Source organism: Sporosarcina cyprini (genome assembly GCF_022048975.1).
GTDB lineage: Bacteria > Bacillota > Bacilli > Bacillales_A > Planococcaceae > Sporosarcina > Sporosarcina cyprini.
This window is the reverse complement of the sequence record NZ_JAKMHX010000021.1, coordinates 16320-31501: the sequence shown is the minus strand read 5'-3', so window position 1 is coordinate 31501 and position 15182 is coordinate 16320. Positions and strand designations below refer to the sequence as shown.

Annotated in this window: 18 protein-coding genes; 11 read left to right on the top strand and 7 right to left on the bottom strand. The window is 43.8% G+C overall.

The features are described from left to right. Complete coding sequence (locus tag L7D49_RS07445; protein ID WP_238080217.1) at positions 1-459, top strand: NUDIX hydrolase; 459 nt, start codon at positions 1-3, stop codon at positions 457-459. Between the two features lie 61 nt (positions 460-520). Here the strand turns inward: L7D49_RS07445 and L7D49_RS07440 are convergent, their stop codons facing one another. Continuing rightward, positions 521-964, bottom strand: a complete 444-nt coding sequence (locus L7D49_RS07440) for a hypothetical protein (RefSeq protein WP_238080216.1) — start codon at positions 962-964, stop codon at positions 521-523. 237 nt (positions 965-1201) lie between these two features. Here L7D49_RS07440 and L7D49_RS07435 point away from each other — a divergent pair, with 237 nt between their 5' ends. The 6 genes from L7D49_RS07435 to L7D49_RS07410 all read left to right on the top strand — a co-directional run bounded on the left by L7D49_RS07435 (position 1202) and on the right by L7D49_RS07410 (position 5467). Continuing rightward, positions 1202-1687 carry a PaaI family thioesterase gene (locus tag L7D49_RS07435; RefSeq protein WP_238080215.1) on the top strand — a complete coding sequence of 162 codons (486 nt, stop codon included), beginning with the start codon at positions 1202-1204 and terminating at the stop codon, positions 1685-1687. Between the two features lie 152 nt (positions 1688-1839). Continuing rightward, positions 1840-2076 (top strand): hypothetical protein, encoded by a 237-nt coding sequence (locus L7D49_RS07430; protein WP_238080214.1) that lies wholly within the window; start codon positions 1840-1842, stop codon positions 2074-2076. A 14-nt stretch (positions 2077-2090) separates the two neighbouring features. Next, positions 2091-2480, top strand: a complete 390-nt coding sequence (locus L7D49_RS07425) for a DnaJ family domain-containing protein (RefSeq protein ID WP_238080213.1) — start codon at positions 2091-2093, stop codon at positions 2478-2480. A gap of 3 nt (positions 2481-2483) precedes the next feature. Further along, entirely contained in the window at positions 2484-3725 is a 1242-nt protein-coding gene (gene nagZ / locus L7D49_RS07420) for a beta-N-acetylhexosaminidase (protein WP_238080212.1), read from the top strand. Positions 3726-3792: 67 nt separating this feature from the next. Further along, positions 3793-4098 carry a DUF4870 domain-containing protein gene (locus tag L7D49_RS07415; protein ID WP_238080211.1) on the top strand — a complete coding sequence of 102 codons (306 nt, stop codon included), beginning with the start codon at positions 3793-3795 and terminating at the stop codon, positions 4096-4098. 157 nt (positions 4099-4255) lie between these two features. Further along, a complete protein-coding gene (locus tag L7D49_RS07410; protein ID WP_418895861.1) occupies positions 4256-5467 on the top strand; it encodes a dicarboxylate/amino acid:cation symporter in 1212 nt (403 codons plus the stop codon). A 101-nt stretch (positions 5468-5568) separates the two neighbouring features. On the opposite strand, the gene L7D49_RS07405 is transcribed toward L7D49_RS07410, so the two are convergent. Then, positions 5569-5802, bottom strand: coding sequence for a YkuS family protein (locus L7D49_RS07405; RefSeq protein WP_238080209.1), 234 nt, complete (start codon positions 5800-5802; stop codon positions 5569-5571). A 262-nt stretch (positions 5803-6064) separates the two neighbouring features. Between L7D49_RS07405 and L7D49_RS07400 the strand changes: the two genes are divergently transcribed. Next, positions 6065-6649, top strand: coding sequence for a YitT family protein (locus L7D49_RS07400; RefSeq protein ID WP_238080208.1), 585 nt, complete (start codon positions 6065-6067; stop codon positions 6647-6649). A 3-nt stretch (positions 6650-6652) separates the two neighbouring features. Here the strand turns inward: L7D49_RS07400 and L7D49_RS07395 are convergent, their stop codons facing one another. Then, positions 6653-7018, bottom strand: coding sequence for a hypothetical protein (locus L7D49_RS07395; protein ID WP_238080207.1), 366 nt, complete (start codon positions 7016-7018; stop codon positions 6653-6655). A gap of 144 nt (positions 7019-7162) precedes the next feature. Here L7D49_RS07395 and L7D49_RS07390 point away from each other — a divergent pair, with 144 nt between their 5' ends. Both L7D49_RS07390 and L7D49_RS07385 read left to right on the top strand, forming a co-directional pair. Beyond that, positions 7163-8386 carry an MFS transporter gene (locus L7D49_RS07390; RefSeq protein ID WP_238080206.1) on the top strand — a complete coding sequence of 408 codons (1224 nt, stop codon included), beginning with the start codon at positions 7163-7165 and terminating at the stop codon, positions 8384-8386. A 111-nt stretch (positions 8387-8497) separates the two neighbouring features. Continuing rightward, positions 8498-10078: a BCCT family transporter gene (locus L7D49_RS07385; RefSeq protein WP_238080205.1), complete on the top strand. Its 1581-nt coding sequence runs from the start codon at positions 8498-8500 to the stop codon at positions 10076-10078. Positions 10079-10128: 50 nt separating this feature from the next. Here L7D49_RS07385 and L7D49_RS07380 read toward each other — a convergent pair whose 3' ends face one another. Next, positions 10129-10860: a metallophosphoesterase family protein gene (locus L7D49_RS07380; protein WP_238080204.1), complete on the bottom strand. Its 732-nt coding sequence runs from the start codon at positions 10858-10860 to the stop codon at positions 10129-10131. A 189-nt stretch (positions 10861-11049) separates the two neighbouring features. On the opposite strand from L7D49_RS07380, the gene L7D49_RS07375 reads away from it, so the two are divergent. Further along, positions 11050-11271: a hypothetical protein gene (locus tag L7D49_RS07375; protein WP_238080203.1), complete on the top strand. Its 222-nt coding sequence runs from the start codon at positions 11050-11052 to the stop codon at positions 11269-11271. A 260-nt stretch (positions 11272-11531) separates the two neighbouring features. Here L7D49_RS07375 and L7D49_RS07370 read toward each other — a convergent pair whose 3' ends face one another. The 3 genes from L7D49_RS07370 to L7D49_RS07360 all read right to left on the bottom strand — a co-directional run bounded on the left by L7D49_RS07370 (position 11532) and on the right by L7D49_RS07360 (position 14995). After that, positions 11532-12092 carry a SurA N-terminal domain-containing protein gene (locus L7D49_RS07370; protein WP_238080202.1) on the bottom strand — a complete coding sequence of 187 codons (561 nt, stop codon included), beginning with the start codon at positions 12090-12092 and terminating at the stop codon, positions 11532-11534. A 240-nt stretch (positions 12093-12332) separates the two neighbouring features. Further along, complete coding sequence (locus tag L7D49_RS07365; protein WP_238080201.1) at positions 12333-13487, bottom strand: M20 metallopeptidase family protein; 1155 nt, start codon at positions 13485-13487, stop codon at positions 12333-12335. A gap of 83 nt (positions 13488-13570) precedes the next feature. Further along, positions 13571-14995 (bottom strand): YfcC family protein, encoded by a 1425-nt coding sequence (locus L7D49_RS07360; RefSeq protein ID WP_238080200.1) that lies wholly within the window; start codon positions 14993-14995, stop codon positions 13571-13573. Positions 14996-15182: the final 187 nt, after the last annotated feature.

Sequence of the window (15182 nt, the reverse complement as noted above, 5' to 3'; positions counted from 1 at the left end):
GTGGGATATATTGAAGATTTGCGGGCTGAGGTCGGCAACCGTCCGCTGCTGCTGACGGGTGTCGGCGTCGGCGTTCTGAACGACAAAGGAGAAATCTTGCTTCAAAAGAAGGTGGATGGGCGCTGGGGCATTCCGGGCGGCTTTATGGAACTCGGTGAAACGGCAGAAGAAGCTGGAAGAAGAGAAGTTTTGGAGGAGACCGGCATTGAGATTGGGAAGATGCAGCTCGTCAGCGTATTTTCGGGCCCCCAGACACATACAGTCTTACAAAATGGAGACGAGTATTATTCCGTGACCTTGATTTACGCAACAAACGAAGTGTTGGGGGGAGAACTGAAAGCAGATGGAGTGGAGACGGCAGAGGCCGGTTTCTTTCCAATCCGCCAATTGCCCGAGCAATTAAGTCCTGCCGTTCAATCTATGATAAAAAGCTATGCCGCACAGATGGGGATATACTAATCTTTAAAATGGAAAAAGATGTCTTCTTAGGCTTATTTCAGAAGACATCTTCTCTCTATCCTTAAGACCGATTGGAGGCGATGAAGCGGACAATCCAATCACCATCTAGCGGTCCATCCACAATTCTGTAATACAGCATGGAGTTCTGGATAATTAGATTTTCGTTCACAACGATGGTAATTGTATTTCCATTGCCATCTTTCAGAATGATATTGAACTCCTCTATGTCATCCTGCAATGTGATTTCTTCAGGTTTTAGCTTTTGGACACGATAATCCTGCAAGAATTGAAGCAGCTGGTCTACTTCATACTCATCGTCGATGACCCAAGTTTTAGCGGGTGCACCGAAAACGGGTGGAGTAGTGAAAACCAATGACTGGAACTCCGCATCCATTGACTGAAGCAAATCCTCGAAACGTCTTTCATTATACGCATTGATTTCATCGAACATTGCATACGCCCCTGCGATTACAAGTGCGAGTAACAGTACAGCTCTTGTCTTCATAACCATTTCCTCCTGGAGTCGTTTGTTTAGTATACGCATGCCGCAATACTTTGGAATAGTACATATGCTATGTAGCAGAGGGGCAAAACATTAATGGCCAGGTGCAAATGCGGAGAATGCAGAAATTTTTTTAGAAAACTAATAAATGAAATACCGATGCCATAAAATCGTTGCAAAGTAATCGGTAGAGTAGTGTTATAATTAAAAGAAATTAGACGACTAAAGGGAGGAATGATCATGAATACTGAGATGAATAAGGCAATCCAGGATGAATATCCAGATGATTTTGCCTGGTGCTTTGGCTGTGGACGATTAAATAAGGATGGCTATCATTTCAGGACCGGTTGGGATGGGGAACAAACGGTCACATATTATCATCCAGAAGAGAAGCATATTGCGATACCCGGTTTTGTCTACGGCGGGTTGATCGCTTCCTTGATTGACTGTCATGGAACCGGTTCTTGTGCGCTTGCGCTGCATCGGAAAAATGGACATAAACCAGGAGATGGTGCGGAAGTCCCTCGCTTTGTAACTGCATCCTTGCAGGTGAACTATCGCAAGCCGACGCCGCAGCATGTTCAATTAAAGGCAGTTGGAACAGTGGAAGAAATCCATCCGAAGAAGTTTAAGGTGGATGTACAAGTATTTGCTGGAGAGGAACTATGTGCGACGGGTGAAGTAGTTGGTGTCGTGATGCCGGCTTCCTTTACAGCGAAGTCATAAGCATTCCCTAAACATTGTGATGAAACTTTTGTCCTGGTTGCACCGTATAGGAAGTACTACTGCCCGCATGGCAGGAAATCCTAATCGATAAACAGACAGGATACACGGAAATGAACGGCGGAATAAAAGTTAAGGAATAGGAGAATGGCATAATGTTATATGTTTTAGGAATTGTAGCGATTGTAATGTGTGTACCCATCACAGCCATCATCACAGATCACAAACAAAAAGCAATTAAATTCAAAGCGGATATCGTTCGCCAGGAAATTGAACTGGAGAAATTAAAGCAGCAGAACTTCATTATTGAAACGGAAAAAATGAAGTTGGAGCTGGAGCAAATGAAACTGGACTATTCAAGCGGAGCAAAGGAGCTCATTAAAATCGACTAAGGGAGGCCGTGAAGATGGCAGATGATTATGTAACCCCAAAGTACAACGATTTAATCGGAGATATACTAAAGAAGCATACGGATGAAGGTGGAATGGAAAATTTGAAAGGGCAAGGCAAGCCGTTGTCTAAGGAATACTTTTCAGGAGATACATTCCAGCACTTTCAGAAAATCGCAAAGGATGCAGGATATAAACCGCATTGGCTGAAGTTGCAGCACGAAATCCGCGATGAATTAAACGATATTTCTCTTCAAATGAAGCAAGATGCTTCACTCGATATGCAGGAGAGGATCCAAACGGTCAATGACAAGATCGCCGAACATAATAAACACTGTCCTCCTCCTTTTGTTAAAGGAAAAGTGAGTGTGCAATCGGTCGAGACAGCCAAAGAGTTCTGGAACTGATATATGAGAAAATGGCTGTTATTATTTCCGGCGGCTGTCCTGCTTCTTTCAGGTTGTTCTATAGGAAAGGATGATGCGACATCATCCAGCAGAACAGAAACGGTATTTCTTGAGGAACGTACGATGCCAAGCGATTTCACTATCCCTGATGTCGATGCGATTGAAAGTTTATTAGAACAAATGACAGTCGAAGAGAAACTGGGCCAATTATTTATTTTTGGATTTGAAGGCAAAAGTTTTTCGCCTCAGTTGAAAGAAATGATTCAACAACATCATATCGGCGGTCTTATTTTGTTAGGCAGGAACGTGTCGACGGCTGATCATATTGTTGCAATATTAAATGAGGCGAAAGCTGCTAATCAAGTGAATCAAATCCCTTTATTCCTTTCAGTTGACGAAGAGGGAGGCCGTGTATCCAGATTGCCGAAAGGGATCCGGAAACTGCCATCTGCACAAAAGGTTGGGCAGCAGCACGACGGAACGTACAATTATCGGACAGGCGAATATTTGGCAGAGCTGCTCCATTCGTTCGGCTACAATATGAACTATGCGCCAGTGCTGGATGTGCACAGTAACCCGTCTAACCCGGTCATCGGTGACCGCGCCTATTCGAGTAGCGCACAACAGGTCGCTGATTTAGGCATCGAGACGATGAACGGCATGAAAGACCATGGCGTAATTCCTGTCATTAAGCACTTTCCAGGGCACGGGGATACGTCGGTTGATTCGCATCACTCGCTGCCAGTTGTCGATAAGGGTCTTGATGAATTAATTCAAACTGAATTGCTGCCATTCCAACAAGCCATTGACGCGGGTGCAGAGGTTGTCATGGTGGCGCATGTCGTATATCCTGCGTTAGATCCCAAATGGCCGGCCTCCATGTCCAGCAGCATCATCAGCGATTTGCTGCGAGAACAAATGAATTTTCAAGGTGTAATTATTACGGATGATCTGACAATGGGTGCGATAACCAATGACCATCCGGTTCCCGAAGCAGCTTTGCAATCCTTTTTAGCAGGAAGTGATCTGCTTCTTATTGCAGGCGATGAGGAGAACCAATTGAAAACAATTCAGTTGTTCAACCAGTCCGTTGCTTCAGGTGCCATTTCTGAGGAGCGTTTGAATGAGAGTGTACGAAGGATTTTGAAATTAAAAGAGGCCTATGGATTGGAAGACGATCCGGTTCCTTCGTTCGATGTGGCCGACCTCAACAATAAGTATAAAAAAATGGTGGAAAATCAATAGAGTGGTGAAACTTTTATTTTCTTTAGCCGTATAAAAGAAGAAAGTAAAAGTTAATGGAGGTGCTACTGTGGAAAACACAGGTCTAAAAGTATTAGTTCACGCCAGCGCATTTTTTGCACCTTTTTTAGTTCCATTCATCCTCTATCTCGTTGTTGATGATCATGAAATAAAGAGGTTGTCCATTCAAGCGTTGTTGTTCCAGGTTATGATGGGGTTTGCAATAACCGTTTCAGTCATATTAAGCATTGTTTTGATTGGAATTCCGATGCTCATCGCTTTTGGATTGGTAACGATCATTGTTCCGGTTCTTGGCATTATCAAGGCGTTGAATGGTGAAACATACAATTATCCGATTGTCGGTAGGTTTTTCTAAACAATAAATAAGGGTCGCAGAGGACATCGCTTAGGAGCGGGTTCCTGCGATCTTTTTTATTTGAAGCGGCAAAATCTCAAGGTCTGGATTCATGAAGGCGGTTGGACTTGTATAAGATGTAGTAATCTGAAATTTTCGAAAGGGGATGGGAATGAAGATCAAGTTTACGCTCATGACACAAATATTCATCGCATTTGTCCTGGCAGTTCTACTCGGCAGTCTGTTCGGAGAGAATATCAATTTTTTAAAGCCGTTCGGGGATTTATTTCTACGCTTAATTAAATTCATCATTGCTCCTCTCATTTTATCGACTCTCGTTGTAGGAGTTGCAAGTTCATCTGATCCGAAACAGCTTGGACGGATTGGACTCAAGACAATGGTGTATTACTTGGCAACAACAGCAATTGCTATTATGATCGGCCTGCTTATCGCATTTATGATTTCTCCTGGAAAAGGTGTGTCGCTTGATTCGGATGGGCTTGTCGCGCCGGAAGCGGCCACACAGGAACCGCAGAGCGCCATTACGACATTACTAAATATTGTGCCAGATAATCCGTTTTCCGCTCTCGCCTCAGGGAATATTCTACAGATCATCTTTTTTGCACTATTCATCGGACTGGCGATTACGCTCGTAGGGGAAAAGGCACAGCCGGTCTATCGATTCTTTGAAGGATTCTCCGAAGTGATGTACAAAATAACAGGGATTGTCATGAAGGTGGCGCCAATCGGGATTCTTGGCCTTCTTGCTCCAGTTGTCGGTCAATACGGATTGTCTGTTCTGCTTCCCTTGCTCAAGGTAATTGTGGCGGTTTATCTCGCCTGTATTTTGCACGCATTGATCGTCTATTCCACAGCAGTGAAGACGTTTGCGAAAATGAGCCCGCTCACTTTCTTCAAGGGAATATCGCCAGCAGCACTTGTCGCTTTCAGTACGGCGAGCAGTGCTGGCACTTTGCCAATGACAATCAAGAATACGAATGAAAACTTAGGCGTTCCGAAAAAAATCTCCAGTTTTGTACTGCCTCTTGGAGCGACTATTAATATGGATGGAACAGCTATTTATCAAGGTGTCGCAGTCATTTTTATCGCTCAATTTTTCCAATTGGAACTCTCCTTTGTCCAGCTGCTGACCGTTGTTCTCATTACCATCCTCGCATCGATTGGAACAGCAGGAGTACCTGGAGCGGGAATGATCATGCTTGCCATGGTACTAAGTTCAGTGAATATGCCGCTGGAAGGGATCGCTTTAATTGCCGGAATCGATCGTGTTCTCGATATGATGAGAACATCTGTCAATATTATTGGGGATGCCTCTGCTGCGGTTGTCGTGGCAGGCACAGAAAAGGAAGAGGACAGCGCCGTTTCATAGATATACGAAAAACGTGAAAAAGCGGCGGAAACTATACGGTTTCGCCGCTTTTTCATGTCCGGTATATGATGATCATTTTCATATCTAGAGAAACAGACGAATTATCGATTCAACCGTTCTTCCACACTGTCAACGATATCCTGGACTGAACGACCTTCCACGCTGACGACAGGGAAGTCAAATTGGTCGACATTGACATCTCCTAATGCGCGGACCACACCAATATCGCATCCGTTGACGTTCTCGTCGCTTTCAAACATTTCTACTTGGTAGCCTTTTTCCTCCAAAGCTTGTTTAACATCAGTAAATGGGTTTTCTACAGCCACTTTTGCCATGTGAAGCACCTCCATGTTGTAATGTTCTCTCCACACATCTCTTCCCGCTGACGAATTGGTTAAACATGGGCAGCGCGCCATAAACCAAAGATGAATGATTACGGAAGAGGTATAAGTGGCTGCTGAAAATTTTTCGAACGTGAGAAAACAGCATGGATTCTAGGTGGAATTGAATGAGAATAAGCGAATTTTGCAGGAAAGTTTGATACTTTCGGCATGACTATCATATACATCTAACAGACGAAAGTTAGGTGGGGAAATAGTGGAATTCATAGGGAAAGCAACAGCCGTTGGAATCGGATGTCTTTTTATCTCAATTGGAATCAATCTGTTTCTCGTTCCCTTCGGGTTTTTGGAAGGCGGCGCTTTGGGCATTAGTTTAATCCTTCACTACATACTGGACGTCAAGGTTGGATTAACGTTTTTACTCATCAGTATTCCCATTTTTATTGCAGCATGGTTTTTGTACAGGCCATTTTTCTATAATGGGATTCACGGCCTGTTATGTTCCTCTATCGTAATCGATATGCTAATGCCCCTGAGGGAAGCCGGCCTGAGCGAGAAGATGAATCCATGGCTGGGTGCGGTCACGGCGGGTATCTGGATTGGGATGGGAGCAGGTCTCATGTTGAGAAAGGATATTAGTATCGGCGGGACAGACCTTTTGGCACAAATGGCAGCTAAAAAGTTATCCATCAATCCAGCTCTCATGATTCTTTGTTTTGATGTGATCATCGTGTCAATTGGTACCATGCTTCTCAGCCATGCACGGCTTGGGTTATCTTTGGCCACCGTCACAACGATCGGAATAACAGCCAGCTGCATTGTGGCCTATCAAAAAAAGTGATCATCATATCGATGGATCACTTTTTTCGTGTTTACGGAACCCCGCAAATGCATCGATAGCAGTTGTTACAATCGTTGCGAGACCAATGCCTATAATTATCCATCGGACTTGTCCGTATATATCCTCTGGTGCTTTTTGAAAGATGGTGGCGAAAAAGGAAGCGACGGCATGTTGGATGATCGCAGGATTTAAGACGAATATCGAAATGAGGCAAATCCATAGCAAGTTGATGATGAAATTGCCAATGGCCAGCGTCTTTGTCCATTCAGAGGAAAACGCTTTATAGCTTGCAATTACAATTTCAATGGTGATCAATAGCATGGCGGCAGGCATCAGGGAGGCGAGAGACGCGCTACTGATAAATCCCAATGGTTTCATCCTTTCTACCTGAGTTTACAGGTAGTGTACCCAGTAAACTGTCCAATTTAAACGAGCGATCTCGTCTCCAAATGCAGGAACAAGTCATGTATACTGAAAAGTACATTCATTAAAAAAGGAGGTTGATTTCAATTTATGACGACTAAGGAAGCAAACAGCCATTTACCCATATATCCAATCATGTTTGCGATTGGCGGCTGTCATTTATTGAACGATACGTTGCAGTCCGTTATTCCGGCCATGTTCCCTGTGCTGGAGCAGGAACGGGGGCTTAGTTTTACACAGCTCGGCTTCATTTTTTTCTGTTTGAATATGGTCGCTTCCGTGTTACAGCCGGTTGTGGGTTATTTCAGTGATCGAAAACCAATGCCTTATGCACTTCCGATTGGCATGACCTTTTCAATGGTTGGCATGGCCGGTTTGGCCTTTGCTCCGAGTTACGCTCTCATTTTACTTTCTGTCATTGTGCTCGGATTAGGATCAGCGGTTTTCCATCCAGAAGGATCTCGGGTTTCTTTTTTGGCCGCAGGCAATAAACGGGGATTGTCCCAATCGATTTACCAGGTGGGCGGGAATTCCGGGCAGGCGTTAGCTCCTTTAATTAGTGCTTTTGTTCTTGTTCCGCTTGGACAAATCGGAGCGGCGGTTTTTATTTTGGTTGCTGCATTAGGCATTTACATATTAACGAGAATATCGAAATGGTATAAAGAACAGCTGGATCAGGAGAAAAATGCAAAGCGTAAAAAAGTGGTGCTGAGCACTATCGGAAATTTGACAGGCAAACAAGTAGGAACTGCACTGACGCTATTGTTCATCATCATTTTCGCCCGTTCCTTTTATGTGACGACCATTACGAGTTTTTATGTATTCCACTTGATTGATCACTATAATTTGAAAATCGAATCGGGCCAGCTATACATATTCCTATTCATGGCATTAGGAGCGGCAGGAACATTTTTCGGAGGTCCGATGGCAGACCGCATGGGCCGAAAGAATGTAATTGTTCTTTCTTTGCTTGCTCCGCTTCCGCTATGCTTATTACTGCCCTACGCTCCGCTTTGGGCCGTGTCTCTGCTTCTCATTGGAATCGGTTTCTTTATTATGCTGAGTTTCTCAGTCACTGTCATCTACGCGCAAGAACTCGTGCCAAGCAAGATCGGGACGATGGCGGGTTTGACAGTCGGTTTGTCATTTGGCATGGGAGCTCTCGGCGCGGTTGGAATTGGTATGCTGATGGATACGATCGGTGTTTATCAAACAATGATTCTTGCATCGTTTCTTCCTTTTATCGGCTTGGTGGGGCTCGGTTTGCCGAAGGATCAAAAAGTCGGTACCGCAGTTTCAGCCTCTTCTAAATAAGGAATCTGCCATTCATTTTCGGATGAATGGTATTTTTATTGAATTTTTACGTTAGTCGGCGTGGATTGAGGGTATAGGAAAGACAATCAATCTATAGGAGTCGATTTAGTTTTGGACAGAAGATTTTTGAAGAACCCGGTGTTTTCCATTTCGGCAGTCGTCATTTTGGTGCTGGTCGTCTTGGGGGCAATCATGCCCGAGCAATTTGGTAATGTGGCCAATGTGCTGTACGGTTTCACAACAGCAAAGTTTGGCTGGTTTTATTTGTTGGCTGTGTTTATTGTCATTCTATTTTTGGCGGGTCTGGCAATAAGCAAATATGGAGCGATTCGTCTTGGCGGTGATGAAGAACGGCCGGAATATCCTTTTTTCACTTGGATCGGTATGTTGTTCTCGGCGGGATTTGGGGTAGGCCTCGTTTTCTGGGGTGTCGCCGAACCGATGAGCCATTATTTCACCTCTCCATTAACTGGCGTGGAGTCGAAGACAGTGGATTCAGCCCGTGTGGCCATGGGGTATTCGTTTTTTCATTGGGGGATCTCTCAATGGGCCATTTTTGGCATAGTAGGGCTCGTCATCGGATTTCTGCAGTTCCGCAAGAAGAAAGATGGTTTAATTTCGACTGCAATGGAGCCGCTCGTTGGATCAAATAAAATTGTGAAGACGGGGATTGATTCCTTCGCGGTAATCGCGACCGTTATGGGCATTGCGACATCTGTCGGGATGGGTGTGCTGCAAATGGGCGGCGGGTTGGAATATGTCTTTCCGGTCGATAATACATTTCTCATTCAATTGCTCATTATTTTTGTTGTATTTGTAGCTTATATGCTCTCGGCATCTACAGGTTTGAGTAAAGGGATTGCCTATTTAGGAAACTTTAATCTAGGAATGGCGCTTGTCCTGCTTGCGTTCTTCTTCATTGTCGGACCGAAAGTGTTTATCCTGGAGAGCTTCACATTGGCGATCGGGGATTATATTAATAATTTCATTCGTTATAGTTTGCGTCTCCAGCCCTATCAGGGAGGGACATGGGTTCAAGAGTGGACCATTTTCTACTGGGCTTGGACAATCGCCTGGTCTCCATTTGTCGGCGCGTTTGTTGCCCGCGTATCCAAAGGCCGGACGATCCGCGAATTCATTGCTGGCGTCATGGTCATCCCACCAGTGTTTGCATGTATGTGGATTGCAACGCTAGGGGGGACTGCACTCTATAATGATTTGAACAACGGCACGCATATTGCGGAAGCTGTAGATGCCGAGGTCACATCAGCTGTATTTGAAACATTTAAGCATATGCCATTCACAAACGTGCTTTCTGTGCTGGCGATTATCTTGATCTTCACATTTCTCGTTACTTCCGCGGATTCCGCGACTTACATTTTAGCGAGTATGACAACGAAGGGAAATCTGTTTCCTCCATTGATTGTCAAAGTCGTTTGGGGCTTTTTGATGTCAGCGATTGCAGCCGTGCTGCTGTATGCTGGCGGCTTGGAGGCACTGCAGACCGCGTCGCTCGTTTCGGCGTTGCCATTCACACTCTTCTTGCTGATGCTTGTTTTCTCAATGATAAAATTGCTGAAAAAGGAACCGATCACCGTTCGCCCGACCGACATTCGGAGGTTTGAACATATCGAAAAAGCTGTGAAGAAGAAAGCGAAAAAGAAATCTAAGAGAGAAGCGAAAGTGGAATAAACGAAAACCGGTGCTTTCAATGGCACCGGTTTTTCTATGTAAGTCGATCTTCATTCTGAAGAGCTTTCAGGTTTTATTTTCACGGAATGCGGATGGAGACCGGGCAGTTCCAGACAATTCAACTGGCCGCCATATACAGCCCCGCCATCGATTCCAATAATATTATTATCCCCAAAAAAGATGGAGTGGTTCGTATCCTCTTTATATAAATACTTGGTCGGAGTGTGTCCGAACACTACCTTTTTTTCACCACAATAGCCATTATGGAAAGGATCGCGAATCCAGAGAAAATCCCGTTCCTCCGTCTCATGGATAGGCGTTTCAGGATGAACGCCTGCATGCACAAAGATGAAATCGTTTTGTTCTTTATAGATGTCTAAAGAGCAAATGAACTCAAGATGCTTCTCTAGTGCTTCCGAAGAAAGTTGAGGCCGCTCAAACGGTAGATCTGGAGAAACAGTATACTCCTCTTCGCGAAAGCCGTAGCTCCGTAATGTTTCACTTCCTCCATTCCGATCCACCCAATGACGCCATAGCCTTTCTTCTTCACTCGTTAATGCTTTAATCATCATATCTTCATGGTTTCCCTTGAGGACAATCGCGCCCAGTTCCCGAAGCTCCATCACTTTGTCCAGCACCGCGTTCGAATCTTCTCCGCGATCTACATAATCACCGAGGAGAATGAGCTGGTCAGTACCAGGCTCATAATTGATCTCGGTCAATAATTGATTAAAAGCTGTAATCTCTCCATGAATATCACTTATCACAAATGTCCGTCCCACATACGTCAACTCCTTGTTTATCCATTTCATTCTACCTGAGAGATGAGTGAATCGTAAGAAAGATGCTTGTATTGAAATAAATAGGTGGATGGAGTGGAGCAGTCATTTGGCTAATCAAGCACGATAAAAAAGATATCATCATGACAATAACTGAATCGAGCGGTTCGCAACCAGATACGAGAGGTTTACTTGCATAATCGAGCGGTCACGGAGAAATACGAGCGGTTGACGAAATATACGAGAGGTTTGCGTGATATTCGAGCTTTCTTGACAATATACGAGCAGTTGGCGACGTTATTCGAGCGGTTCAGAACATGGGTGAGTCATGTCGGATTAATCGAGCGGTTCGCAACCAGATACGAGAGGTTTACTTGCATAATCGAGCGGTCACGGAGAAATACGAGCGGTTGACGAGATATACGAGAGGTTCGCCTAGATATACGAGCTTTCGAGAAAATATACGAGCAGTTGGCGACGTTATTCGAGCGGTTCAAAACATGGGTAAGTCATGGCATTTTAATTGAGCACTCAATTTGTTCTATAATTAACCGCATAATCTACATTAAAAAGAACGCACAGAAATGTGCGTTTTTAATGCCATGTATTAACGTTTTAATTCCGATATGACTTACTTAACGAACGCACTCTTTATCCTTATAAGGGATTAGAAGTTACTTGATTAGTATTTTAATTTCCTTTTCATGTTTTTTTACTAATTCATTCAAAAAGTCATTTGCCTTTTTATCAAATTCCTTTGAGTTATCTTCATTATACCCATCAGTACCAACCATTTCTTGTATGTAGGCATTTACATACGAATCTTGTTCGCTCCGGATTTCAGCATACTTCTTGTAATATTCTTCTTTTTCCATTCCGAGCTTCTCTGCTTGGGATTTGATAAACTCTTGCATTCTTATATCCCCCTCTCCATCTTCAAGAGGAAGAGATAGCATTATTTCTTTCCGAACAGCTATGTCTTCAGAAACGTCCAGATTCATTTTTTTAGCTTCCTGGAGCATTAATTCGAACTTTACAATACCTTCAATGTTATTTAAGACATCATCATCTGAATACAGAAATCGTAAGTCACCTATTGTAATTTCTTTGTCTCCTACAATTGCTGCCACATCACTGTTTTTGTAATCTTTCATGCTACCTTGTACATTAGAACTACATCCCATTAGGGAGATAATTAAAGACAGTGAAATTATTAAAAAAGGAATTCTTCTCAAAAAAACACCTCCATAAAATAAATCTTATTATTAAGTAATACGTTCCGAAATACAAAAAGTTCCAAATGCTTATGGGGTAATATGCTCGTTTTGCTAAAAGACTTTAAACTCTGCTATATCAACAAAAAAGAGGACACCAATTCATATGCGAATTGTGTCCTCAATTGATCTGTTATTTATTGTTTTCTTCCCATCAGCCGAAGGCGTTACAAAAAAAGGGGCATTGTTCCACCAATCTACTTATCCATGAAGTGCCAGTTGGATCATCAATTCGATGCCTGCCGGGATGGCTGCTTCGTCGATATCGAACTTCGGGTGATGGTGTGGGTATTGGCTTTTTTCACTTTGCATGCCGACATTAATGAAAGCGCCGACTTTGTTTTTCAAGTAATAGGCATAGTCTTCTGCGCCAAGGACAGGCTCGTACTCTACAAATGTATCCTCGCCAAATGTTTTCTCGATTATATCCTTCGCCACTTCACATGCATCGGGGTGGTTATACAGAGGGGGTGTTCCCTCGATGAATTGATAATGTCCAACGGCGCCGAAGCTTTCGCAGATGGATTTCGTTAATTGCTCCGTTTTTTGATGCATGAGCGTGGCGCCTTCGAACGTTAAGGCGCGGATGGTTCCTTTCAGTAAAACCTTATCCGGTATGACGTTATAGGAATTGCCTGCTTGCAAACCGCCAATGGAAATGACGCCGGCATGCAATGGATTTAGATTCCGGCTGACGATTGATTGGAATGCCTGTATTACATGTGTCGCGATATAGATTGGATCCACCGTTTCGTGCGGGCTGCCCCCGTGACCGCCTTTGCCTTCTATGACGATGTCAAAATCATCACAGGAAGCCATAGCGGGGCCGGTGGCAAAACCGATTTTCCCAAGAGGCATATTGGACATATAATGGATGCCGTAAATGACATCAACACCGTCTAATATTCCTTCTTCGACAAGCTGTTTTGCACCGCTCGGAGAGGCTTCTTCGGAACTTTGAAAGATGAACAGTATATTATGGCGAACGTGCGCCGCATTCTCGCTCACCCACTTAGCGACTGCCAGCAACGTGGCAGTATGCCCGTCATGGCCGCAACCGTGCATGACGCCAGGGACTTTGGAGATGTACGGTTTATCTCCTTCCTCCTCAAGTGGAAGGGCATCCATATCCGCTCGAAGGGCAATCGTTTTATTTCCTTCTGTTCCTTTGAAAAAAGCAATGACATTCGGTTCTGAATAGCCATCGACTAATGGAATTCCGATTTCTGCTAATCTCTCTTTGACATAAGCCGCTGTTTGAACTTCTTGTCCCGACAACTCAGGATGCATATGGAAATGTCTGCGATGTTCGATTGTCCAGTCGATCAGCGCTTGGTCAAGTGATATTTTGTTCATGTTAAAGCTCCTCATCTAATCTGTTAACTTGGCTTGAATGGTTGTTTTCTTTCATTGTACTTCATTATACTTCATATAACGGATTAAAAAGGTCCGTAGTGAATCAGTTGTGCTGCGATGAGAAAGAGAATCGCAATCACAATTTGGATGCAAATGAGGGGAAATACCCATTTGATCCACCGTGTAAAAGGAATTCCAGCAACAGCAAGGCCTGCCAGCAGGACGCCGGATGTTGGAAAGAGAGCGTTGGAAATGCCATCGCCCAGCTGGAAAGCAAGAACAGCGGTTTGTCTTGTCACGCCTACTAGGTCTGAAAGCGGTGCTAATATCGGCATGGTGAGAGCAGCTTGGCCGCTTCCGGATGGCACGAGAAAGTTGAGGAACAGCTGGACCACAAACATTCCGATAGCGTTCAATATAGGGGACAGCTCACCCAGCACGGAAGATGCATAATACAATATTGTGTCAATCAACTTTCCATCTTGAATGACCACAAGAATCGCTTGAGCAAAACCAATAATTAAAGCACCGCCAATGAGTTCTTTTGCTCCGTCAATAAAGCTGTCCGCCATCTTATTCGGCCCCAGTTTGCCAATTAAACCGATCACAACGCCAAATAGCAAAAATAGTGCAGCGATTTCTGTAATATACCAGCCTAATTTAATAACACCAAAAATAAGAATGATAAAGTTGAATAAGAACAGGGAAAGTATCCATTTATGACGGTTCGTCAGTTTCGTCATGTTCTCGGCGTTTTCGTGAGTATCCTTTTGGAGTTGTCCAATAAATTTCAATTCAGGGTTGGTCTTCACTTTCTTGGCATAACGAAATACATAAAGCACGCCAGCACTGTATAAAGTGAAGAATAACACGATACGAAGACCAATTCCGGAGAATGTCGGCAGATCGGCTATACTTTGAGCGACACCTATATTGAAGGGATTTAAAACCGCGCTCATGAAGCCAATATTGGCACCGACTGATACAATAGCGAAACCGACAATTGCGTCAAATCCGAGTGCAATGGCAAGCGGCGTGACGATCGCGATATAGACAATCGTTTCTTCCGCCATGCCCATTAAGGTACCGCCGGCTCCAAAAAAGAGCATCAAGACGGGAATAAGTAATAATTCGCGTTTGCCAAGTTTTCTAGTTAAGCTTACAATCAAGGCGTCCAACGCACCGGTTGCTTTTAGAATACCAAAAGACCCGCCGATAATGAGGACGAAGAAAATAATGCCTGCTGCATTGACCATCCCTTCATGAAAGCTTGTAAAAGCATGGAAGAAACCGACGGGAGATGATTCGGCCCAGTGAAATGAATCCGGTACGACAAGAGTCCGTCCGTCCTTTTCTACCCGATCGTATTCACCAGCCGGCATGATGTATGTCAAAACGGCAGATAGGAGAACGACAAAGAATAATAAGACGAATGCATTAATATGGAGAGGTTTCTTTTTAGATTGAGCTGCGTTTGGATGACTGTACTCGGATGTCTGTTTCTGCATGTTACATACTCCTCTTTATTCATTTTGTTGTATTTTTATTCAATTGATTGTAAAAGGAATTCAAGTATAATGCAAGGTCATAATTTGGAAATTCGCTGCTTTGAAAAGTTATAAATCAAATTTTACTAGTAGTAGCAAGGTGAAATTGAATAAATGTGTTTATTTTCATTTCGATTTAAAATGGTTT